Genomic DNA, 23473 nt, shown 5'->3' on the forward strand with positions numbered 1-23473 from the left:
GAATTATGTAACTTGAGTTATAACTAGCCTATCACAAAAAAAGCTCAGTATTTTTACGTAGATTCAATAACACTAAAAGACTAAAAAAATCAAATAAAAGAGCTTATATCATAGGCTTTTTATGAATTCTTATAGTAGCTTGATTTCTTTGGCGATGTATTAGTAGCTAGTTGTATAAGCTACTCTTTTTTTACTTAGACAACATCTATCGGCTTTTATTTAGAAAAATAGGCTAACAGACACAGTGCCAAGGTTCTAGATTTTTGCGAAGATCATAATGTGTGGCCTAATCAGTAAACTGCTGGTTGTAGAATTTCTTAACGAAACCGTCAAGCCTCACATTTATAAAAACGTTCCTTATGCAATTGAATCCTTCCTTAACGCAGTTTGAGAGTTTGTCATTGACTACAGAGCCGAACCCAGAGGATGGGGAAATAGACAAAATGCCAGTTGAAATTCCACTCGCCAGGCCTTCCTTACCACCATCGCCAGGTGAAGGCGGTATTTATCTAGTTCAACGTGGTAATTCTCTGGTTTCTCAGAAGACAGAAGAGCTACAAAAGACCCTTCTAGCACACCGACATGATCGCCAGCTGATAATTTTACAAGATTTTCCTGACCCTGATGCTCTCTCTTGTGCTTGGACTTACCAGTTAATTGCTCAACAATATGATATTAAATGTGAGATTATTTATGCCGGTACATTGAGCCACCAGGAAAATATCGCTTTAGTTAAGCTGACTAATTTACCTGCCCAGAGGTGGACTCTGCAAACCTTGAAAACCAAAGACTTGTCATGTTATCAAGGTTTTGTACTAATTGATAATCAGGGAACAACCAGTCAGCTACTATCATCTGTGCAGCAGGCAGGAGTTCCACTGGTAGTAGTCATCGACCATCATAGTCTACAGTCGGAACTTAAATCAGAGTTTGTGGATGTCCGTCCTTATGTAAGGGCGACAGCAACGATTTTTACCCAATACTTACAGGCAGGGTTACTAACGTTAGATAGCAGCATTAATCAACATGTTAAATGTGCTACTGCCTTAATGCACGGTTTGCGATCGGATACAAATAGACTGATGCAAGCGCAAGAAGAGGACTTTATGGCTGCTGCGTACCTCAGTCGATTTTATGACGCCCAACTGCTAAACGCGATCTTACAGGCTAATCGTTCCAAGCGGGTAATGGATGTCATTGAGCGGGCACTCAAAAACCGCATCGTGCAAAATAACTTTTCCATTGCCGGTGTTGGTTACATCCGCTATGATGACCGCGATGCTATTCCCCAAGCTGCTGATTTTCTGGTGACAGAAGAGAACGTCCACACTGCCGTAGTTTACGGTATTGTTCACGATGAAGATGATGAACTAGAAGTAGTCATTGGCTCCCTGAGAACCACCAAACTGACCCTAGATCCCGATGAATTCATTAAAGAAGCCTTTGGACAAGATAGCACCGGGCGCTTTTTTGGTGGTGGAAGAACAAGTGCAGGTGGCTTTGAAGTGCCAATGGGATTCTTGTCTGGTGGTAACGAAAATTCTGCCTATGCCAAAATGAAATGGGAAGTTTTCGATGCTCAAATTAAGCAAAAACTGCTGAGGTTAGTTAACCCCAGAGATAACCCGATTCAATCAGAGTAAGCTAGGCACGAGATTACAAAGAATAGATAGCCAAAGTTTATTGAAACGGATGAAAAGACTTTATTTAGCTTTAAGTCAAGAAATAGATTTTTTGGTTATCTATCTACTTCCGATTGAGGCATCAAAATGACACAGCCAGAATCACTGAATAAGTTTTTATTCTTGTCCGCTTGATGCAAAGTGTCAAGTTATGGATTTTATTGCTTTGTTGCATCAAGGATATGTAATTATTGAATGTACCCCTGAGTCACCAGAGTTTGATTTGATCAATGATAGTTTTATTGGGATGCGGAGACATCGCCAAGATTTAGCTAATAACACTGCTTGGGTGCATAGTCTTCAAGGATTGTAATGGAAGTATATCTAATTCGTCATGGCATTGCTGAAGAGAGGGCACATAACATCAAGGACGAGGAAAGAGTTCTCACCAAGGAAGGAAGGCAAAAAACAGAGAAGGTAGCCCAGCGATTAGTTCATCTGGATTTCCATTTTGATGTGATTGTCACCAGTCCCTTAACACGCGCCCGCGAAACAGCAGAAATACTTATAGCATCAGGACTTAGTTCCCAGTTGGCAGAATCTAGCCACCTGAGTCCTGATGGTAATATCCAAAATTGGCTTACAGACTGGTTAGAACCAAGAAATTATCCCCAGAAAACCCAACTTGCCTTGGTTGGTCATGAACCTAATTTGAGCGAGTGGGCAGAAATTCTGCTTTGGGGAGAGAGCAAAGCAAGTTTAGTCTTGAAAAAAGCAGGTATGATTGGGATAAAACTACCAGAAATAGGCTCTCCCTTGGGTCGTAGTCAGATGTTTTGGTTGACACCACCCAAGTACTTACTATAACGGTTTTTCAACAGTTACGAGAGAACTTAGGTGACAACTGTTACTGTTGTGGTAAGCGCAATTTCTGGTAAGTTAGCCTGAGCAAATCTTTCAAAAAGCAGATGGTGTTGCCATGTCAGTGTGCGAATACAAGCCCGGTTTGGAAGGCATTCCCGCTGCCCAATCCAGTATCAGCTATGTTGACGGGCAAAAGGGAATACTGGAATATCGTGGTATCCAGATTGAAGAACTAGCAGCAAAAAGTACATTTTTGGAAACTGCTTATCTCTTAATCTGGGGTGAACTGCCAAGCAAAGAAGAACTGGAAGAGTTTGAGAATGAAGTTCGCTACCACAGGCGAATAAAATATCGCATCCGAGATATGATGAAATGCTTTCCAGAAAGCGGTCACCCAATGGATGCTCTACAAGCCTCAGCAGCAGCATTGGGCTTGTTTTACTCCCTCCGGGATTTACATAATCCTGCCTACATTCGAGATTCAGTAGTTCGCTTGATAGCCACAATTCCCACGATGGTAGCGGCTTTCCAGTTGATGCGAAAAGGTAATGATCCTGTACGCCCGCGTGATGATTTGGACTACTCCGCCAACTTTCTCTACATGCTGAATGAGAAAGAACCAGATCCTTTGGCGGCGAAGATTTTCGACATCTGTTTAATACTTCATGTCGAACATACGATGAATGCCTCCACCTTCAGTGCTAGGGTGACGGCTTCTACCCTAACTGACCCTTATGCTGTGGTTGCTAGTGCTGTGGGTACTTTGGGGGGTCCACTGCATGGTGGAGCCAACGAAGAAGTGATTCAGATGTTGGAAGACATTGGCTCTGTGGAGAACGTGCGCCCTTATGTGGAGGATCTTCTGCAACGCAAAGCGAAGATTATGGGCTTTGGACATCGCGTTTACAAAGTGAAAGATCCCAGAGCCACGATTTTGCAAAACTTGGCAGAGCAGTTGTTTGCTAAGTTTGGAGACGACAAGTTCTATGACATTGCCCAAGAGATGGAACGGGTGGTAGAGGAAAAACTTGGTTCAAAAGGGATTTATCCCAATGTTGACTTTTACTCTGGTTTGGTGTATAGGAAAATGGGAATTCCTACAGATTTGTTTACACCAATATTTGCGATCGCCCGTGTTGCTGGTTGGCTAGCGCACTGGAAAGAGCAACTAGAAGAAAACCGGATTTTCCGACCTACTCAGGTTTACAACGGTCTTCACGAAGCTCCTTATATCCCCATCGACCAACGTTAACTGCAAGCTTGATGATTCAGTTATACCAGCCTCAGAATCTGGGGAATCATCAAACTTCTAGAAAGGGAACCACCTTTGCCAGCATGGAAGTGGAAATCTTGTGTTGGTTGACCAAAGCATCCAGGAGATCAGAGGGGGATGTGGAAGTAATAAAAAAGATTAATCCCCCTCATCTTCCCCCTGCTCCCCTGCCTTTTCCCTTGCGGTTCTCAATCCTATGCATAAGTAGAACTTGTAGTCTATCTGAGGAAGGCAAAAACCATCCAAGTATATACTAAGCATGGGAATTGGCAAATAATTTTCAATCAGGCGTCATTATCGAAGCATGAAAAATGGAGGCTGAGAGCTAGAGGCTGAAATTTCATACTTTATACCTCATACTTCAGTTGACTTAAAGAGCGGAAACATGAATTCAGGAATTGACCTCCAAGGAACTTTTATTGAATCCCTCCAGGATTTAGGACTATCACCAGAGGCAGCCAAAGCCATTTGGATGCCCCTGCCGATGATACTGATGCTCATTGGGGCCACAGTGGGGGTACTAGTTGCCACTTGGCTAGAGCGGAAAATTTCCGCAGCCGCACAGCAGCGAATTGGTCCAGAATATCAGGGGCCATTTGGTTTGCTTGTGCCAGTAGCAGACGGTCTAAAGCTAATCTTTAAAGAAGACATAGTGCCCGCTCAGTCAGACCCCTGGCTGTTTACCCTCGGTCCAATTATTGTTGTAATTCCGGTGTTTCTGTCATTTTTGATTGTGCCCTTCGGACAGAATATCGTCATTACAAATGTCAGCATGGGTGTCTTCTTATGGATTGCCCTGTCTAGCATTCAGCCGATTGGCTTGTTGATGGCAGGCTACGCATCTAATAACAAATACTCGCTCTTAGGGGGCTTGCGGGCAGCAGCGCAGTCAATTAGCTATGAAATTCCCTTAGCACTGAGTGTACTGGCGATCGCCTTAATGTCCAATAGCCTGAGTACCGTTGACATTGTCAATCAACAATCCGGCTACGGCATCCTCGGTTGGAACATTTGGAGACAGCCAGCTGGATTCCTCATTTTTTGGATAGCAGCTCTAGCAGAATGCGAACGCTTGCCTTTTGACTTACCCGAAGCAGAAGAAGAACTAGTAGCAGGTTATCAGACTGAATACTCTGGGATGAAATTCGGTCTATTCTACCTAGGCTCTTACGTTAACTTAATACTTTCTTGTCTACTAGTAGCAATTTTGTACCTGGGCGGTTGGGATTTTCCCATTCCTCTCAACCTGATTGCTAGTTGGCTAGGCATCAGTGAAGCGAATCCCGTGCTGCAAATAGTCACCGCCTCCTTGGGTATCATCATGACGGTACTCAAAGCCTACTTACTAGTGTTCCTTGCCATCTTGTTGCGCTGGACAGTCCCACGGGTGCGGATTGACCAATTGTTAGATTTAGGATGGAAATTCTTACTCCCAGTTGCTTTGGTTAACCTCCTATTAACCGCAGCCCTGAAACTAGCTTTTCCCGTCGCCTTTGGCGGTTAAACCAATTTTAGATTTGAGATTTTAGATTTTGGATTGAGTCTAAAATCTAAAATCCAAAATCCAAAATCCAAAATTGAAGAGAGAGAATAAAACACAATGCTAAAGTTCCTGAAGCAAGTTGGTGATTACGCCAAAGAAGCAGTACAAGCAGGACGTTACATTGGTCAAGGCCTATCTGTCACCTTCGACCACATGCGGCGACGTCCGATTACCATCCAATACCCCTACGAAAAACTAATTCCTGGCGAAAGATTTCGCGGTAGAATTCACTTTGAATTTGACAAATGTATCGCCTGTGAAGTTTGTGTGCGCGTTTGTCCGATCAATTTGCCTGTAGTGGATTGGGAATTTGACAAAGCCAGTAAAAAGAAAAAACTCAACCACTACAGCATTGATTTCGGAGTTTGTATTTTCTGCGGTAACTGTGTGGAATATTGCCCAACTAACTGTCTATCAATGACGGAAGAATATGAGCTTTCCACCTACGATCGCCACGAATTAAACTATGACAACGTCGCCTTGGGTCGTTTGCCCTACAAAGTCACCAATGACCCAATGGTGACACCGCTGCGGGAACTAGTTTACCTACCCAAAGGTGTCATGGAACCCCACGACTTACCCGCCGACTCACCCCGCCCTGGCTCCCGTCCAGAAGACCTAGTAGAAAAAAACAGTTAACTGATAACTGTTAACTGAATAACTGTTAACTGATAAGACTGAGGATAAAAAACAGTGAATCTAGCAGAAGGAGTACAGGTTGTTTCCTTTGGTATCTTGAGCGTGATGATGATTGGCGCAGCCCTAGGTGTAGTGCTGTTCTCCAATATCGTCTATTCTGCCTTTTTGCTGGGCGGCGTATTCATCAGCATAGCTGGCTTATACCTGTTACTAAATGCTGACTTCGTAGCAGCAGCACAAGTACTAGTTTATGTTGGGGCAGTCAATGTACTGATCTTGTTTGCCATTATGTTGGTCAACAAGCGGCAGAGTTTTGCACCGTTTCCCAGCGCTTGGCTGCGAAAAGTATTAACGGCTATAGTCAGTCTTGGATTATTTGGCCTTTTGAGTACGATGGTTTTGGCCACTCCTTGGGCATATTCCGCTACTCCCGTCGTTACTGAAAGTTCCATAGTTTTGATTGGTCAGCATTTCTTTAGTGACTTCTTACTACCTTTTGAACTGGCTTCCATTTTGTTGCTTATGGCAATGGTGGGAGCAATTATTTTGGCACGTCGCGAGTATTTGCCAGACCAAGAAACAACTCCTGGATTACCACCAACCCTTTTGACTTTGCAAGAGCGTCCTAGAACACTAGCATCGATAGGTAGCACTAGCAACGAATCAGGTGATTCTCCCACTTATCGCGGTGGCTCACGTCGCGAATAGTCAAAACAGGAACTGAAAGTATGAAGTATGAAGTATGAAGTATGAAATTATCTTACCCATCAACGAAAGTTTCTCAAATATCGAAAAAATTTTACTTTTTCGCTAACCAAATACTTCAGCATGTGCCGATTTTTTCATCCTTCATTCTTTAAACTTCAGACTTCTTGAGTAAACAGTTATAAGTCAACAATAAAGTTGATAACTGATAACTGATACTTCGACTTCGCTCAGTACAAGCAACAGATAACTGACTTATGCAACTCCAGTACTTTTTAATACTTGCAGCAGCTTTATTTTGTATCGGCATCTATGGTTTAATCACCAGCCGTAACGCCGTGCGGGTGCTAATGTCAATTGAGTTGCTGCTGAATGCTGTTAATCTGAATTTAATGGCATTTTCCAACTTCCTAGATTCAACATTAATTAAGGGTCAGGTTTTCACAGTCTTTGTGATCACCGTGGCCGCAGCCGAGGCGGCGGTGGGTTTAGCGATCGTGCTGGCCATATATCGCAACCGCGACACCGTCGATATGGAGCAGTTCAATCTCCTGAAGTGGTAATGGCGCGTGCAACTCAAGCAGGTAATTATTGCTTATAAGGCGCGAGATGCCCAGAGCAAACGCTGGGCAGAACTCTGTGCCAAACAGCTAGAAAATCGCCAGTGTCATGTGTTGATGGGACCCAGCGGGCCAAAAGATAACCCATATCCGGTGTTTTTGGCTTCCGCAGTTCAACCAATTGACCTGGCTTTGGTACTTGGTGGTGATGGCACCGTTTTAACCAGTGCTAGACATTTAGCCCCAGCTGGCATCCCCATTCTGGGGGTGAATGTGGGCGGTCATCTGGGGTTCTTAACTGAGTCAGTGGAAGAGTTTCAGGATACGGAAAAAGTTTGGGATCGGCTATTTGAGGATCGCTATGCTGTCCAGAGACGAATGATGTTGCAAGCAGCAGTGTTTGAGGGTCATCGCACAAATTTAGAACCAGTAACTGAGCGTTATCTGGCTTTAAATGAAATGTGTGTCAAACCTGCTTCCGCCGATCGCATGATTACCTCTATCCTGGAAATGGAAATTGACGGTGAAGTAGTCGATCAATATGTTGGAGATGGACTGATTATTTCCACTCCTACAGGTTCTACTGGTTATACCGTGTCTGCCAGTGGCCCAATTATGCATGATGGTATGGAGGCAATTACCATCACTCCCATTTGCCCCATGAGTCTTTCTAGTCGCCCCCTTGTCCTACCCCCTGGTTCTGTCGTCAGCATCTGGCCCTTGGGTGATTACGACTTGAGTACCAAGTTGTGGACTGATGGGGTATTGGCTACTTCAATTTGGCCCGGACATCGCGTTGATGTGCGAATGGCTGATTGTCGGGCTAAATTTATTATTCTGCGGGAGAACAATTCATACTATCAGACATTGCGGGAGAAATTACTTTGGGCAGGTACTAGGGTTCGCTACAGTAATAATCACCGGAATTGATTGATGGTCAGTAGCTAGTGGTCACTGAGAATAGCCGAAGTGTGGCCAATTATTCAAAGCTACTGATCATTGATAAATGCATTTACCGTTTCCCAAAGTTACACTTTTGACTGCATTTTCGTCGAAAAACAGCTGATGAGTATTTAGAGCATTTTTGCCAAACTATACAAGCCCCCGGACTTATCCGTGGGCTTTCTGCCTCTATCTGGAAGATTTATTCCCAAAACCCGCGCAAATAATTCTGTAAACCGTTAATTCACAAAATACTCTTTTTGCATAACGCATAAGTCCTAGTAGGATATTTTCACAAATCTCAGTAGGAAGAAAGATGGAAATTTCTTACCGCCACATCGATTACCCACTTAGTCCTGCTTCCTTCCCCACAAATTTTCCTGTCCTGCAAAGTAAAAACTATATCCTACGGCTAGCCTCAACTGATGAAGAATTAGAATCTATTTTCCGCTTGCGCTTTGAAGTTTTTAATCTTGAACTTGGTTTGGGATTTTCTACTTCTAGCCATACCCAAATGGATAGAGATAAATTTGATGCAGTTTGTCATCATTTGCTGCTTATTTCTAAACTGACTGGTCAAACGATAGGCACTTATAGAATGCAAAGCTACACAATGGCTTCGCAAGGGCTAGGTTTTGATGCTGCTGATGTTTTTGATCTGAATGGCATTCCTGATGATGTACTTCAAGTATCTGTGGAAGTTGGGCGTGCCTGCATAGCTAAAGATTATCGCCATAGTCAAGCGCTTTTATTACTATGGGAAGGGTTAGCAAATTATCTCATCTGGAGTAAAAGCAAATATTTTTTTGGTTGTGCTTCACTACTAACTCAAAGTACTTGGCAAGCTGCTTGTGCTTATCATTATTTTCGGCAGAATAATTTGATGCATCCAAGTATTTTAGTGCATCCAAATGCCGGATATTCCTTAGAAATTAATCAAGAGTGTCCAGATTCTTGTAATGTTAGCATTCCTAATATTGTCCAAGCATACTTAAACATTGGAGCCAAAATATGCAGCTTGCCGGCTATTGACCAAGAGTTTCAAACTATTGATTTTTTAACTATATCGGATATTGAAGAGTTTGCTAGATGGCAATCACAGATTTGTCTGAGAAAATAAGTTTCTGGAAATAATCATATTCATATCTACTAGCATATAGGACTACTATTTGATTTTTGAATTACACATAGGGGAGCCACTGCTCGGCTAGAGTCTCTCGACTTAAAGGAGACAGTGCTGTGGGCGGGTTTCCGACTTGTTCGCGTAGCGTCTCCGACAGGAGAAGCAACTGTCGTCAAGTGGTATTGGGCAATGCCCACCCTACCAATACTTAAATATGTTCAAAAATCAAACTGGATTCCTATAGCAATACCTTCGCCATTTTTTGGTAGCGACTGTCTTAAAAGTCAAGCGATGGCTTCGCCAAAGCCTTCGGCTAAGGTTAACAAAAAACCGGGACTGTGAACATTGACGCAACTGGGGAACGCTGCGCTAGATTCGGTGGTGGCTGGTACGGGCATTGAGATTTTACATTGGTAGCCAAGACAGTTGCAGCCCGCACCAGCCACTCCGCTACGCCACCGAATCTTCCCCAGTTGCTGGACTTCCCGTGGAGGCAAAAAAGAGCATGAAAAATTGTTCGCATGGCTGCGACGCCGAATAGCCCGTCGTAGACATCGGATCAGTAAAGATGCGATACCATCCGCTCAAAGGCTAATAAAAAGTATAAAAACGTTTGCAAGCCTTACGCGTTAACAATTGGTTGAAAGTTATCAGAAATGCACCAAGGCAAATTATCTCGAACCATTGCATTTAAAATGACTAACATTTTATGAACGCAAGCGGTCAGAGCAAGTTTTTTGGATTTACCACGTTCAACAAGACGTTCATAAAAAGCTTTGATTACGGGATTATGACGCATAGCAACCACAGCACCCATATAAAGAGTGGCACGAACATGGGCGCGACCACCATTAATCATACGCTTACCTTTGTGTTGCCCACTATCATGATTAATTGGTGCAACGCCAACTAGACGCGAGATTTGTTTGGCAGTTAGCTTACCCAGTTCTGGTAAATCCGAAACCAGAGTTGTCGAAATTACTTGGCCAATGCCTGGAGTAGTTTTGAGTAAATTAATTTTATCAATCCATTGTTGATTGTTTTGCGTCAATTCTTCAATTTCTTGATTGAGTTGTTTTAGACGTTGCTCAAGATATTCAATATGAGCTTCAATATCAGCCAATGCTTTTCCACGAGCGCGTGAACGGCGATTTTTTTCTGCCGTCTGCATTTCGACTAATTGTCTTCTCCGACTAATTAATTCGCTCAATTGACGCGCAGTTTCTGATTCAATTGGTAATCTTTGGGGTTTCATTGCTTCCCCAAAATGTGCCAAAATTTTGGCATCAATAGCATCAGTTTTGGCAAGCTTTCCTGTAGCTTTAGCAAAATCTCGCCCCTGGCGTGGATTGATTAATGCAACTGGTAAAAATGCAGCTTGTAATTGAATTACTAGCTCTGTTTCTAACCCTCCTGTTGCTTCCAATACAATCAGATTTAAATTAGCGGATTTGAGTTCCTCTACTAAATGAGATATTTCTACTTCTGTGTTTGCTACAGAGAATGCTTTACCCATTGGACGGATATAAACATCTAGAGTAGCTTTACTGACATCAATGCCTACCCATTGAGCAATGTTTTCCATTTTTTTACTCTCAACTACTTTGTCAAGAAGTTTTTGATTCCTCCCCTTGATTTCACTCATCCTTGCCCGATACGGACTGTATACTTTAAATCTCAATATTTAAAGTTTTGACCCCGGCGACTGTTCGAGTTCTGTCAAAGAGATTGTTGTAGTGACCCATGCTACAAAGCGGTCTATTTTGACCAAGGTTGGGACGGTCTACTACTATTTCTAAGATACAAGGTTGGGTTGAGCGAAGGGAAACCCAACGTATTTGTTGGGTTTCGTGCCTCAAACGCCACTTCACTCAAGTCGGGGAACCCGCCCACGTGAGTGGCTCCCCAACCTACGAATCGAGGCATTTTTCGATTTGGCGAAGGTATTACTATAGTAAACTACGTTTAACAATAAATGTGGAAATTTTACTTCATTTTCGCACACTTACTATATTATAAAAACTAGTTATGAGTCATTTTATAGAACCTCAGATAATTAATTTTAGAGTTCATTGAGTTTGTAAAAGCTAGTTATGCAGTATCTCAAAAATGCTCCGACTTGGTTGCGGTTTTTGATTGTCTTCATGTTGGTACTAGGCATCTTTTTTCGTTTATTTAATCTTGAACATAAAGTCTACTGGCATGATGAAGTTTACACCTCTATGCGAGCTGCTGGTTTCACTCGCCAAGAAATAGACAAAGAAATCTTTCAAAATCAAATTATCCCGGTGTCAGAGTTACAGAAATATCAGCGTCTGAAGCCAGGAAGTACCGCAGTAGACACAATCAAATCTCTAGAGATTGAAGACCCACAGCATCCGCCTTTATACTTTCTTATGGCTCGATTGTGGATGCAGGTGTTTGGCCCTTCTCTAACTGCATCCCGCACCTTGCCGGCTTTATTAAGCTTGCTGGCATTACCTTTGATGTATGGTTTAGGAATAGAGCTTTTTACCTCACGAACAGCAGCTTTATTAGCAACAGCACTTGTAGCTTTATCTCCCTTCGATATCTTATTTGCTCAAACAGCAAGACAATACAGCTTGCTGACAGTTGCAGTGATTGGTAGTAGTTTTTTACTGCTAAGGGCCTTGCGTTTATCAACTTGGCAAAACTGGGGATTATATATTCTGGCAAATACATTAGGCCTATATACTCATCCTTTTTTTGGTTTAACGCTGATTGCTCAAGGAACTTATGCGTTGTTGCTGATGACAGTTAAAACCAGTAAAAATACGACCGTATCAAGAAATTATATAGAACTCAGTACTTTAATAGCGATCGCATCTTCACTCATCTTGTATATTCCTTGGTTGTTGGTGCTGAAAAATAACTATCAGCGTGTATCTGATACTACCAACTGGACTAGAGCAATAGTAGATTTTCTTTACTTAGTAAAACTGTGGATTCTCAGCTTTACTGCTCTGTTTTTAGACTTAGACTTTGGCTTTAATAGTATTTTTACTTATCTGCTGAGGTTACTAGTTCTCCTACTCATTGCATCAGCCATTTACACAGTTTGTCGCCAAACCAATCGCCCAACATGGTTATTTATCTTGACGACAATTTTTGTCCCTTTTCTATTGTTAGTTGTGCCAGATTTACTGTTAGGAGGTAAACGCTCCGCTGTCAGTCGTTATCTAATTTCTTGCTATCCTGGAGTGCAACTGGCAGTTGCTTACTTATTGGCAACAAAAATTTTGCAGAGGCGGCGTTTTTGGCAAGGTATAACTCTCTTGCTAATTACAGGTAGTATTGCATCATCTACAGTCAGTGCTTTCTCAGATACTTGGTGGAGCAAGGATTTAAGTTATTCTAATGGCGAAATTGCTCGGCGGATAAATACAATTAATTCCCCAGTTTTAATCAGCGATATTGGAGATGATTTTACTAATACAGGTGATTTAATTTCTTTGAGCTATTTACTGCATCAAGATGTCCAATTACTCCTGGTGAAAACTCCTAAACTAGAGGAATTAAATATGATATCTTCAGTAGCAAAAAAATCTCAGACATTCTTTTTTCGTCCCTCTCAAAAGCTTGTTGAAGCTATTAAACAAGAACAGCTTCAGATGTTGCCAATATTCGCACCAGGAAGACTTTGGCAACTTAAAAACTAATCATCAGCAACTTTATCTCCTTCAGCAGCGTCAACAACAACTAGTGAAAATGCCTTTGAGGAGAAATTTGATATCAAAGAGGTTGGCAAAATCCCATCACCCATGAGCTATGGGTATTCTTAGCTCATGGCGCTAAAATACAAAGCACAGCATTTCCATAAGAGCAATATCCTCTAAGAAAGATAATCCATCTCAGTTTCTCTTCTCATATTTCTTTTTTTTGACCGAGAAACACAATATATTTAGTAGTAGATTAAACTTAAACAAAGGCAATCTCCCGAACATACCAGGGTGATTTTATGTTAGTTTTGCATCTAAGAAAAAAACAACTTATCCGATTTGTAAAATTATGACGGTGGAGCTAAAAGTGACTAGTATTGATAATCACATCTTCTCTTTTTCAGGAGAAGTATCAGTTCCTCAGGCTCCTCCTGAATTTAAATCGGGTTTTATCGGCATTATTGGTCGCCCTAATGTCGGTAAATCTACTTTGATGAACCAGTTAGTAGGACAAAAAATTGCCATTACCTCACCCGTAGCACAAACTACACGGAACCGCTTACGAGGTATATTAACGACACCAGAGGCGCAGCTAATTTTTGTAGATACACCGGGAATTCATAAACCCCATCATCAATTGGGGGAAGTCCTGGTGAAAAATGCCAAAATTGCCATTGAATCGGTGGATGTATTGCTGTTTGTGGTAGATGGAACAGTAGCGTGTGGTACAGGCGATCGCTTTATTGCTGAATTGCTGAGTCGCAGCCAAACACCAGTAATTTTGGGTTTAAACAAAATCGATCAACAGCCGCCAGATTCCCAGCCGATAGATGATAGCTATGCACAGTTGGCTGAGTCTCATCAATGGCAAACAGTGAAATTTTCTGCCAAGACTGGTACAGGATTACCAGAACTCCAAGAATTATTAACAGAACATTTAGAACAAGGGCCATATTACTATCCCCCAGATTTGGTGACAGACCAGCCAGAACGCTTTATTATGGGTGAATTGATTCGCGAACAGATTTTACTATTAACTCGTGAAGAAGTGCCTCATTCCGTAGCGATCGCCATTGATCTGGTAGAAGAAACCCCAAGCATTACCCGCGTCCTCGCCACCATCAACGTCGAACGCGATTCCCAAAAAGGAATTCTCATTGGTAAAGGCGGATCAATGCTTAAAGCAATTGGTAGCACCGCTCGCGAACAAATCCAAAAGTTAATCGCAGGCAAAGTCTATCTAGAACTGTTCGTCAAAGTCCAACCAAAATGGCGTCAATCTCGCATTAGCCTAGCAGAATTGGGATATCGTGTGGAAGAATAAAAAATTAGCCCAGAGTTATTCAATTATCAGTGAACAGTTATCAGTGAACAGTTATCAGTTACTTGTACTGAGCTTACCCCTGCGGGGAAGCAAGTGTTCCGTAGGGAAGTATTGAATCCAGTAGCTGAAACCCTGATAACTGATAACTGATAACTGATTGAAAATGTCTTTAGAAACCGGCTCTCCCTTAAATCTGCTAACTAATGCTCGCCCACTACGAGTGCTAATTGTCGAAGATGATCCCATGATGCAGCTGGGATTAGAACAGTCATTAATGGCTCATCCCCAGTTAGAAATTGTTGGACAAGCAGAAGACGGCTATTTAGGCGTGCAAGCAGCACTGCAACTTAAACCCGACTTGGTAGTCATGGATATTGGCTTACCACGACTCGATGGCATAGCAGCGACACAGCAAATTAAAGCCGCACTGCCAGAAACCCATGTAGTGATGCTCACATCCCACCAAACAGAGACAGAAATCATCGCCGCCCTATCTAGCGGTGCAGATGCATATTGTATCAAAGGTGCAAGTGTAGAGCGATTATTAAGTGCGATCGCTGCTGCTGTCGATGGAGCCACCTATCTCGATCCCCAGATTGCGCGCCGAGTAATTGACAATCTCCGTCCACCCTCAGCCACCGGGAACACAGCCAACCTTTCTGCACGTGAACTAGAAGTATTGAAACTCATGGTAGAAGGGTTGAGTAACCCAGAAATTGCCCAAAAACTCTATCTCAGCCCCAACACCGTCAAAACCCACGTCCGGGGAATAATGAACAAGCTAGCAGTAGACGATCGCGTCCAAGCAGCTGTCGTCGCGCTGCGTTCTGGGTTAGTTTAAAAGACTGATTAATCCTTTAGTTCTGACTTTACTCAACTTAAAAAACCCCGACTACATGAAGAAGCCGGGGTTTTTAGTATCCATAAACGATTTTATGCTCACCTGATATATTTCCTTTAACAAGTGGGTAATATGAGCTTACTCAGTTAGCAATATCTTCATGAAGTTATCTACATCTGCATTAAATTTATGTTGTGCAAAGTTAGTGTGAAGTCATGATTTTACTTTACGCGATCGCCGATGAATTAGAAAAAATCAAAAAATCAGTATTTTCCGGTTAAAGGTAAAAACTTTATCAATGGTATAACTTAAATCAAACATATTTTTGGGTTACTACTACATTATTTAGAAATTAATAAAACAAAGCCGATTACTGCATCAAATCAACTCCAAATTCCCTGATATCATCTATCGCCAAAATCGTAAGAATTCAGAAATCAGAATATAGCGTTTCTTAATTGATTCCTCTACAGATATATCTGTGATCAATCTTTAGACTTCTGAATTCCTACCCAAAATATTTTCAGAACCTTAATAAAACACTTGACAGGAAAAGAGCCATGCCTCAAAAACGCCAGCTAGTCAAGGCAACGAAAAAAGTCTTTCAACAACTTAGCAAGCAGTTATTCTCTACAATTAAAAGACAACTTGTTTGGCTATTGCGAACCATTTTTATCACTAGAAGAAGGCCAGGTTCTGTCAATGCTGGGTTTGTGTTGCCAACAGTAGTAATGGTATCAATAGTAGTTGTACTACTAACCGCCGCCATTTTATTTCGTTCTTTTGAGCGTTCTAAAAATGCCAGCAACGTCAGGGTCAATGAGGTAGTGATTAAAGCAGCATCACCAGCACTTGATCGGGCAAAATCTAAAGTAGACGAATTATTTAAAGACCCTCGATTACCACGTTCCACCCCCTCAGACTTATCACTGTCTCAAGTTATCAACGACAATATTAACCAATACACCTTTGGTGATGAAACACAGTTAAAGTTGGTTAAGGATGTCAACTCTGATAGCACGATTGATGCAGACGGAGAAACTCTAAAAACAGTTTGGAAATATCCAGTTGATACTGATAATAACGGTAAATTTGATAGCTTCACCATTTATGGTATTTACTTTCGGACTCCTCCTACTACCACTAGTGCTAGTAACCCTACTCCTACCCCTACTAGAGCTAGAAGTCCCCTAGAAGCAAGAACACAACCAATGGACGAAGGAGCGACTACTAATAAATGCATAAGTAATGTTCTTACCAGTGCAGACTTAGTAGGTAGTCAAGGCTGGTATAAAGTAGGCAGTAAGCTGAAAAGAAGTATTTTTGTTTATACCGCCAGCATACCCATCACAGACATAACAACACCGGGACTTGATAATACTAAGTACGAAAAATTCACGGGTAATAAAGGTTTTGCGGCTTTAGAATATCAGCAAGATAGAGAACGGATTCCACTGAGTAATAATGCAGTTGTATATGATGACGATTTAGAAATTGCACCTGGGGCTGGTTTAAAACTGAATGGACGCGTCTTTACTAACGGTAATTTGCTCACAAAAAGACCCGGTAGTAACGAGGTAAGATTTTATTTAGTCAGCAGCCCCAAATCTTGCTATTTCACAGAAGAAAATAACAAAATTGTTGTAGCTGGTAACGTGATCAATAGCCGTGTTGATGAAGCTGCTTCAGGTAGTGGTGTAAAAGCAGATCTATACAACCAAAGTTACGATGCTAATACTATCACCGATAGTATCCTTAAGGAAGGAGACATTAACAACACAAATAAAACTGTACCCGCAACTACTTATGGAAGTATAGCAGCTTACAATGATGAAGCTTACGCTAGAAGAATTGACCGCTTAGTAGCAGCAACTAATAGTGCTTATTCAAATGAAACAGACTTGCCAGATGACGTTCAGGATGACATTAGCCGTACTGTAGCCGCTGATTCTAGCTTAGATCGTGCCGCAGTGCGTGAAGAGAAGCTCAGAATTTATTTCCGCAAGCGAACACGGCGCGTTCCTTTTGCAGAAATTCCATTTGTCCTAAATCCTACTGATGACTATGGAATTAAATATGGAACTTTAGACTATAAAACAAATAGTCCTCTACTTAGAGAAAATAAAAATGCTCTCCGACCAGTTCCTGAATGGGTTTTTCCCTTTGACCCAGCCAATGGTACAACTGCGACTGGTTATGCCGAGATTGGAGTTTATGAGAGCAGTACTGCTAATAAAATATACCTTACAGCTACAGACCCAGCAGAACAGGTAAAAGCTGGAAAAGAAAACAAAATAGGCGATCGCGTTTTAGTTGGCAATAATATGCCGCAATTGTGGTACGACTCAACTAAACAAGTATTTGTTAGTTCACCAGATCAAGGACAGACGATTTCCGGCAAGGAATGGGATGTTAAACAAAATGGCTCCACCAATACTACTGTTGCACGCAAGCGCTACTCCCAAGCCTACCAACTAGACAACCTAGGAATTACAGATCGGGACGACTTCTGGGAAAAGTCAGCGGCTCAAAAACCCGCCAGTTCTGTTGATGTCATCGGGGGTATGCGAGTGATCACAGGTGCCGGAATTTACTTACCTGATGATTACAATATCAGTACAAAGGCTTTTACTAGCACACAAACAGTTGTCTGGCCGGATAGTCTGCCTATAGGAGTTACTACTAAAGCTCAAGGCTTACCTGATGCCAATACACCTTATCTGCGAATGCGGGCTACGGCAGTTTATCACTACCAAGACAACCCTTACGATCCTAAGACTCCAAGCACTTATCAAACTCCCATCGCCTGTGTTAGCAGTTTCTACGACCCGACCAACAGCACGACAGCGATGAACCAATCGGGTTTGCCAGATGTTAGCTTAAGAAATGCCACACCTATATATGAGAGAGTTTTAACAGGACTAGCCACAGTTAGTGCTACTACTGGTAAATCAAATAATGGTGTTGTCTATCCAAAGCCACCTACAGCGATTTCAGACTATGATGCGATACTGCAATACCAAAAAGGACTGACATATCCTAATGGTCGCTTGGTCAATGAACCATTGAAGAATGCGTTGGATAAAATTGCAGCTAGTAAGTCTCTCACTCTTTCAGAGCAATCAGCAGTTGATTCCGCTATGTGCGCTTTGAAAATATTAGAGAATAGTGCCGATTTTAGTCCTACAGATAGTGCTATTCCTCATGGTGCAATCATGGAAACGGCTTTTCTTGATGCTAGGCAAATTAAAGCGATAGATAAGCCTATTTCTGGAAGTGAAAAAACTTATAATTTAGATATTGAACTGCGTCAACCGTTAGAAATTCGTGCCACTGTTTTAGATTTAGACTTGTTGCGGAGAAAATCAAGGACTGACGGAGAATTTCTATTTCCAAACAGTGGAATTATTTATGCCACCCGTGATGATGCACTAGCAGATCGAAGCAATTTAACCAGTAAAGATGTCAGTGCTACCGACTTCAAGCTAGACCCAACTCGCCGTCCCAACGGCATCATGTTGATTAATGGTAGTAACCTCAGCCGTAAAGATACCTACGAAGTGAAAGAAAAGGGTCTTATCTTAGCGTCTAACTTACCAGTTTACATTCAAGGAGATTTTAATCTCCACGGCACGCATGGAGAGTTCCTAGACGACGACGTGAAATGGGGTATTGACTTCTATAAACGTAAAACCCTTAATACTAACTTTGCTTGTCGTAAGGATCAATTTACTGGCTGTGACGTTGGTGAAAGCTGGCGACCAGCATCAGTAATTGCTGATGCGATTACGATTCTGTCTAGTAATTTCCGATTAGGTTACCGTCAAGATGGTGACTACGACCTGAGAGACAATTATGGTAATAATGCTCTAGGTTATGACTTTAATGGAGATGGCAGTATCAATTCAGCAACAACAGTATCACTAAATGAACAAAATCTTAGGTTTGACCTCGATGGTAATGGCACTATAGATAGTGCCACGAACGTATCAACTACAGAGGATAAAATCACTGCAACTGTGGCTGCTAGGTTAAACGGATTCTGGGATAACAACTTCGTCACCAGCCGTCAATTTGACGATAGTAAATACTCCAGTAGGATTGATACCGATACTACTAAAAATCCACAAGGTAGCTCTTACTTCAACAATTTTGTTACCCCGATTCAGCGGCGCATCGCATTTTCTGAATACGTCATGGAAATCTGCCCGAAGCTGATAGTAACAGCTTGCAAACCTGATGATTGGGTAGTTGGATATGATCTGGATGGAAATGGAACGTTTAGTACAGACGAGAAAAGTATTAAGGCAAATCAGTTACTTAAAAAGTTGGCTGATGCTAGCATCACTTCCATACAGACAAACAAGATATTGGCAGGTACTACAGCTACAGCACCCACAGATTCTGGCGATACAGCAATCCAGCGTTACCCAAGACGAGTGGCATTTTTGAGATACGGAAACAGTCTGAAAGTGACGAAAAAAGTTTTTGGTACTGATACCGATCTAAATGCATCTCCAACAACTAACGCCTTAGTACTAGACTCGGATAACACTCCTGTTCCTCTCGGAATATTCGACCAAGACAACGATCCTGCTACCACTAGTGATATCACAGTTAGGTATTTTCCCTTCACCAATACACTCACTATCAATAATATTCCCTACAGTAAATACGAGACAACTGCTCCACCAGTTCCTCCTGCCCTTCCAGCTAACCCTGCACCTAACCGACCACGTACACAAAGTAACGCTTTGTGGTTTGGAACAAAGAATGGCAGCTCACTATACTCTCATTTTCGGTATCCTCTGCGATTTGACAATACCCTAACCGGAACTAGAACGACAGAGCAACCGCTATTAGTGCCAGTATTGCAAATTCAGTATCCGTCTAACACGGAAGCAAAAAATAGTATCAGTGCTGAAGGAGATGGAACGTCATTAAACTGGATGCAACGCGCCGTAACAACAAAGACTAATCTAGTTTTTGCTCAAGGCAATACTCCAGAACGTCCACCAATTACTGGTTATAGTGGTGAATCTAATGGGGGTTTAGAAAACTTTGTGCGTTACTTAGAAACCTGGGACTTAGAGCCTGGTACAAACGCTGATGCTGCTAACACTCTCATCCAACACGAAGCTTCTGGTTCTTTCATTCAGTTTAAACGTAGCAGCTATGCTACCGCTCCTTGGCAAACTCTGATTGTTCCTGCAGCAGCGTCAGGGATTTTTAACTACCGACAAGAATATGCACAAACCACTACAAACTCAGCCGATACACCTTTCTACGCTGCTCCTGACCGCGCTTGGGGCTATGATGTCGCCTTGCTGACCCAATTACCAGACTTGTTCTCTCAACGCTTCACTGCACCAACCACCAACGCTCCAAATGAGTTTTATCGAGAAGTGGGTCGAGATGACAATTGGGTGAAAACTCTGCTATGTGCTGCTCAAACAGATACTAAGGGCTACGAAGCAGCTAACTCTAAGTATGGCACTGGCTACAAATATGCTGTTAGCTCAGACCAACGCCCCGCCACATGTCCTTAATTTAACAGTGTTGCAAGATCCCCGACTTCTCGAAGAAGTCAGGGATCTAATCTTCATTAATAAACCAGTGTGTTTTGATTGCTGAGATTATGATTCACCAAAAACATCTGCCAACAACCCAATCAAGTCAATCAGGTTTTACCATCATTGAGTCTTTGGTAGCAATTTTAGTTACTGCTGCGTTGCTGGCGGCGATCGCCCCTGTGATTGTCTTGTCTGTAGCAACGCGAGTGCAAGCAAAGCGCATCGAAACAGCAACAGATGCTGCTAAAAGCTACACTGATGGTGTACGTAGTGGAATAATAACTGCTCCACCTACCACCACACTTTCTGGAACTACTTATACTCCAAATAATTACTCTGCACCTTCTTTAGGAACTTTAACCTGTAGCGCCAACAGTTACTGCTCATTACCCTCAGCTGATTTGTATTGCATAGATGTTGATGGTGGTGGCTGTACTTCTAGCAGCGCCAGAGATTTTGTTATTCAAGCTTTTCGCTATAACCAAGTTTCCACAGCTACTGCTGATAAGGGCTATCAGTTGGGGGTACGTGTTTACAGGGCGAGTGGCTTTAGCAGTGATGGAGGGAACTTAAAAAAAGCACCTGATAAACAACCTACATTCACTGGGGGAGCAGGCGATCGCAAAGCCCCGTTAGTGGAAATGACCACAGAAATAACCGACGGAGTAGTATTTAGTGATTTCTGCGATCGGCTTAAACAGCCTGTTCCTAGCCCTGCTCCCACCCCTGCACCTCAATCTCAATGCTAAACATCCACAACTTTTAGGAGAGAACATAGCATCATGAGACAGCTTAAATGGCTTTCAAAGAATCAGTTAAAACGCTCTAGAACGAAACAAAAAATAGCAGGCTTCACTCTCATCGAGTTGCTTGTAGCTATGATTATAGCTGCCCTAATAATCACACCTTTGCTAGGATTCATGATCAATATTCTTGATAATGACCGCAAAGAGCAGGCTAAGACAAATACCGACCAAGAAATCAAAGCAGCACTTGATTATATTGCCAGAGACTTGCAACAGTCAGTTTATATTTATGATGCTGACGGTATAGCTGCTATTAGAAGTCAACTACCTAAAGCCTCGTCTGCTGATGAAAAGAAAAAGTTTTTCCCTGTTCTTGTATTCTGGAAGCGTCAGTATATTTCAGGTGGGCTGACTGTTGGTACTGAAACTGATGATACCTTTGTCTACTCTTTAGTTGCCTATTACATAATTAAAGATGATGACTCTACATGGTCTAAAGCTGCTCGGATTGGTAGATTTCAAATTAGTAACGGTTATGGCAGCAGTGATACTGCTATCAACAACACTCGAGATGTAGGTTTCCAGTTATTTAATCTACAAGATGAAGGCACTCTTAAGACTAAGATGAATAACTGGACAAAGAAAAGCGGTGAAACTTACACACAAGACATTCTACCTCTAGTTGATTATATTGATCAAAGCACCACAGATACTACAGCAAATCCAGCACCAACTTGCTCTACTGGTCAGATAGTACCGCAATTCACTGGAAGCGGAGATCAGGTAGCAACAGATAATGTGAAAACACGTGGTTTTTATGTTTGTGTAGACTCAACAAACACTGTTGCACAGGTTTACTTACGTGGTAATGCTTTCGCTCGTCTTCAAAATACAAACCTGAATTTTGATAAAGATAATGAAAGTAAAAAAATTTATTACCCTGAAGCCAACATAAGAGTACAAGGACTAGGATTCTTATTTACCAAATAACTAAATATGTATAAATAAATCTAGATTCAAATATAAGTAAGGGTTTGCCAATAAAAATAAATCTTGAGAGTAGTAATTTGTCATTAGTTATTTGTTAAGTTTTCAGGCATATTTAAGCTTTTTAATATGCTTAGATTTATTCTCGCTGACTTACTTACTATCCCTACAAAAATCTTATCTGATTTTTGAGATTATGCGTAGGGTGGGCAATGCCCACCATATCAGTATTTTGGTGGGCAATACCCATCCTATACTACTAGACTAATGAAGGAAAATCTATTTTATGTATAGCTCAGAATTAGTAAAAAAATCCAATCAAATGCCTATAAAGATATTAGCTACACAGTTGAAAAAGTCTTGTTATTTTTATCAAAATAATGTTGGATTTACCTTACTTGAGATGTTGGTAGTGGTGTTGATGATTGGAGTACTGTCAGCAATTGCTGCTCCTAGTTGGGTGAGTTTTACCAATAAACAACAACTAAATAAAGCCAATGATATTGTCTTGTCAGCAATACAAGAAGCTCAACGCGAAGCAAAAAAGCGAAAATTTGGTTACAGTATTAGCTTTAGAACTGACAATAATATTCCCCAAATTGCAGTCCATCCCAAAGATACTGCTCCCGATAGTTTCTGGCGTAATTTGGGTGATGAAGTAGGAATCAAAGCAGGAAAAATAGTGCTTGGTACAAACCTCACTGATAGAAATACAACTACCGCTAGTAGTTCTGTAATCTATGCTGCGGCTTTTAACACTACCACTCCACAAACAATTACCTTTGACTACACCGGCGCTTTGGATTTAACAATTAAAACCAAGACTGACGGTTTAACATCAGTGCAAAATACCAAGATTGGCACTAAAGGCTTAATTGTCGCGGTGGCTGTAGCTAAATCTGGGTTTCCTACTCAAGCTACAAATGAGAGGCGGTGCGTAATTATGAAAACTTTATTAGGCTCAGTAAAAATAGGGAAAAGTGCTACTGAATGTCAATAAAAATTTACTTTTTGGAAACTCTCTAAAAAATTCAGTAAATAAACTGTAACC

19 protein-coding genes are annotated in these 23473 nt (G+C 41.7%); 17 read left to right on the top strand and 2 right to left on the bottom strand.

All coding sequences use genetic code 11. From position 1 onward, the window contains the following. The first annotated feature begins 359 nt into the window (after positions 1 to 359). The 10 genes from CAL7507_RS11375 to CAL7507_RS11415 all read left to right on the top strand — a co-directional run bounded on the left by CAL7507_RS11375 (position 360) and on the right by CAL7507_RS11415 (position 9268). Positions 360 to 1643 (top strand): bifunctional oligoribonuclease/PAP phosphatase NrnA, encoded by a 1284-nt coding sequence (locus CAL7507_RS11375; RefSeq protein ID WP_015128624.1) that lies wholly within the window; start codon positions 360 to 362, stop codon positions 1641 to 1643. Between the two features lie 190 nt (positions 1644 to 1833). Continuing rightward, positions 1834 to 1995 carry a hypothetical protein gene (locus CAL7507_RS32330; RefSeq protein ID WP_015128625.1) on the top strand — a complete coding sequence of 54 codons (162 nt, stop codon included), beginning with the start codon at positions 1834 to 1836 and terminating at the stop codon, positions 1993 to 1995. After that, positions 1995 to 2489, top strand: a complete 495-nt coding sequence (gene sixA, locus CAL7507_RS11380; RefSeq protein ID WP_015128626.1) for a phosphohistidine phosphatase SixA — start codon at positions 1995 to 1997, stop codon at positions 2487 to 2489. Before CAL7507_RS32330 ends, sixA begins: the two co-directional genes overlap by 1 nt. A gap of 112 nt (positions 2490 to 2601) precedes the next feature. Then, positions 2602 to 3738 (top strand): citrate synthase, encoded by a 1137-nt coding sequence (locus CAL7507_RS11385; protein WP_015128627.1) that lies wholly within the window; start codon positions 2602 to 2604, stop codon positions 3736 to 3738. Positions 3739 to 4144: 406 nt separating this feature from the next. Continuing rightward, positions 4145 to 5263 (top strand): NADH-quinone oxidoreductase subunit NuoH, encoded by a 1119-nt coding sequence (gene nuoH / locus CAL7507_RS11390; RefSeq protein ID WP_015128628.1) that lies wholly within the window; start codon positions 4145 to 4147, stop codon positions 5261 to 5263. A 96-nt stretch (positions 5264 to 5359) separates the two neighbouring features. After that, on the top strand, positions 5360 to 5941 hold the full coding sequence (gene ndhI, locus CAL7507_RS11395; protein ID WP_015128629.1) for an NAD(P)H-quinone oxidoreductase subunit I: 582 nt from the start codon (positions 5360 to 5362) through the stop codon (positions 5939 to 5941). 54 nt (positions 5942 to 5995) lie between these two features. Continuing rightward, positions 5996 to 6649, top strand: a complete 654-nt coding sequence (locus CAL7507_RS11400; RefSeq protein WP_015128630.1) for an NADH-quinone oxidoreductase subunit J — start codon at positions 5996 to 5998, stop codon at positions 6647 to 6649. A 254-nt stretch (positions 6650 to 6903) separates the two neighbouring features. After that, entirely contained in the window at positions 6904 to 7209 is a 306-nt protein-coding gene (gene nuoK / locus CAL7507_RS11405; RefSeq protein ID WP_015128631.1) for an NADH-quinone oxidoreductase subunit NuoK, read from the top strand. Between the two features lie 6 nt (positions 7210 to 7215). Next, entirely contained in the window at positions 7216 to 8136 is a 921-nt protein-coding gene (locus CAL7507_RS11410) for an NAD(+) kinase (protein WP_015128632.1), read from the top strand. 328 nt (positions 8137 to 8464) lie between these two features. After that, complete coding sequence (locus tag CAL7507_RS11415; RefSeq protein ID WP_015128633.1) at positions 8465 to 9268, top strand: GNAT family N-acetyltransferase; 804 nt, start codon at positions 8465 to 8467, stop codon at positions 9266 to 9268. A 287-nt stretch (positions 9269 to 9555) separates the two neighbouring features. On the opposite strand, the gene CAL7507_RS32705 is transcribed toward CAL7507_RS11415, so the two are convergent. Then, positions 9556 to 9768 carry a hypothetical protein gene (locus CAL7507_RS32705; RefSeq protein ID WP_042341243.1) on the bottom strand — a complete coding sequence of 71 codons (213 nt, stop codon included), beginning with the start codon at positions 9766 to 9768 and terminating at the stop codon, positions 9556 to 9558. A gap of 125 nt (positions 9769 to 9893) precedes the next feature. Beyond that, entirely contained in the window at positions 9894 to 10856 is a 963-nt protein-coding gene (locus CAL7507_RS32710; RefSeq protein WP_042341687.1) for an IS110 family transposase, read from the bottom strand. A 508-nt stretch (positions 10857 to 11364) separates the two neighbouring features. On the opposite strand from CAL7507_RS32710, the gene CAL7507_RS11430 reads away from it, so the two are divergent. The 7 genes from CAL7507_RS11430 (at position 11365) to CAL7507_RS11460 (ending at position 23422) form a co-directional block, all read left to right on the top strand. After that, entirely contained in the window at positions 11365 to 12951 is a 1587-nt protein-coding gene (locus CAL7507_RS11430) for a glycosyltransferase family 39 protein (protein ID WP_015128634.1), read from the top strand. A gap of 349 nt (positions 12952 to 13300) precedes the next feature. Then, the gene (gene era, locus CAL7507_RS11435) at positions 13301 to 14275 is read left to right on the top strand and encodes a GTPase Era (RefSeq protein WP_015128635.1); all 975 of its coding nucleotides are present in this window, start codon (positions 13301 to 13303) and stop codon (positions 14273 to 14275) included. Positions 14276 to 14438: 163 nt separating this feature from the next. Beyond that, complete coding sequence (locus tag CAL7507_RS11440) at positions 14439 to 15116, top strand: response regulator transcription factor (RefSeq protein ID WP_015128636.1); 678 nt, start codon at positions 14439 to 14441, stop codon at positions 15114 to 15116. Positions 15117 to 15676: 560 nt separating this feature from the next. Further along, the gene (hpsA, locus tag CAL7507_RS11445; protein WP_015128637.1) at positions 15677 to 20665 is read left to right on the top strand and encodes a hormogonium polysaccharide biosynthesis protein HpsA; all 4989 of its coding nucleotides are present in this window, start codon (positions 15677 to 15679) and stop codon (positions 20663 to 20665) included. 89 nt (positions 20666 to 20754) lie between these two features. Continuing rightward, on the top strand, positions 20755 to 21438 hold the full coding sequence (gene hpsB / locus CAL7507_RS11450) for a hormogonium polysaccharide secretion pseudopilin HpsB (RefSeq protein WP_015128638.1): 684 nt from the start codon (positions 20755 to 20757) through the stop codon (positions 21436 to 21438). Between the two features lie 33 nt (positions 21439 to 21471). Then, positions 21472 to 22425: a hormogonium polysaccharide secretion pseudopilin HpsC gene (hpsC, locus tag CAL7507_RS11455; RefSeq protein WP_015128639.1), complete on the top strand. Its 954-nt coding sequence runs from the start codon at positions 21472 to 21474 to the stop codon at positions 22423 to 22425. Positions 22426 to 22744: 319 nt separating this feature from the next. After that, positions 22745 to 23422, top strand: a complete 678-nt coding sequence (locus tag CAL7507_RS11460; RefSeq protein ID WP_236556932.1) for a Tfp pilus assembly protein FimT/FimU — start codon at positions 22745 to 22747, stop codon at positions 23420 to 23422. Positions 23423 to 23473: the final 51 nt, after the last annotated feature.

This window comes from Calothrix sp. PCC 7507 (assembly GCF_000316575.1).
In the GTDB taxonomy this organism is placed as follows: Bacteria; Cyanobacteriota; Cyanobacteriia; order Cyanobacteriales; family Nostocaceae; genus Fortiea.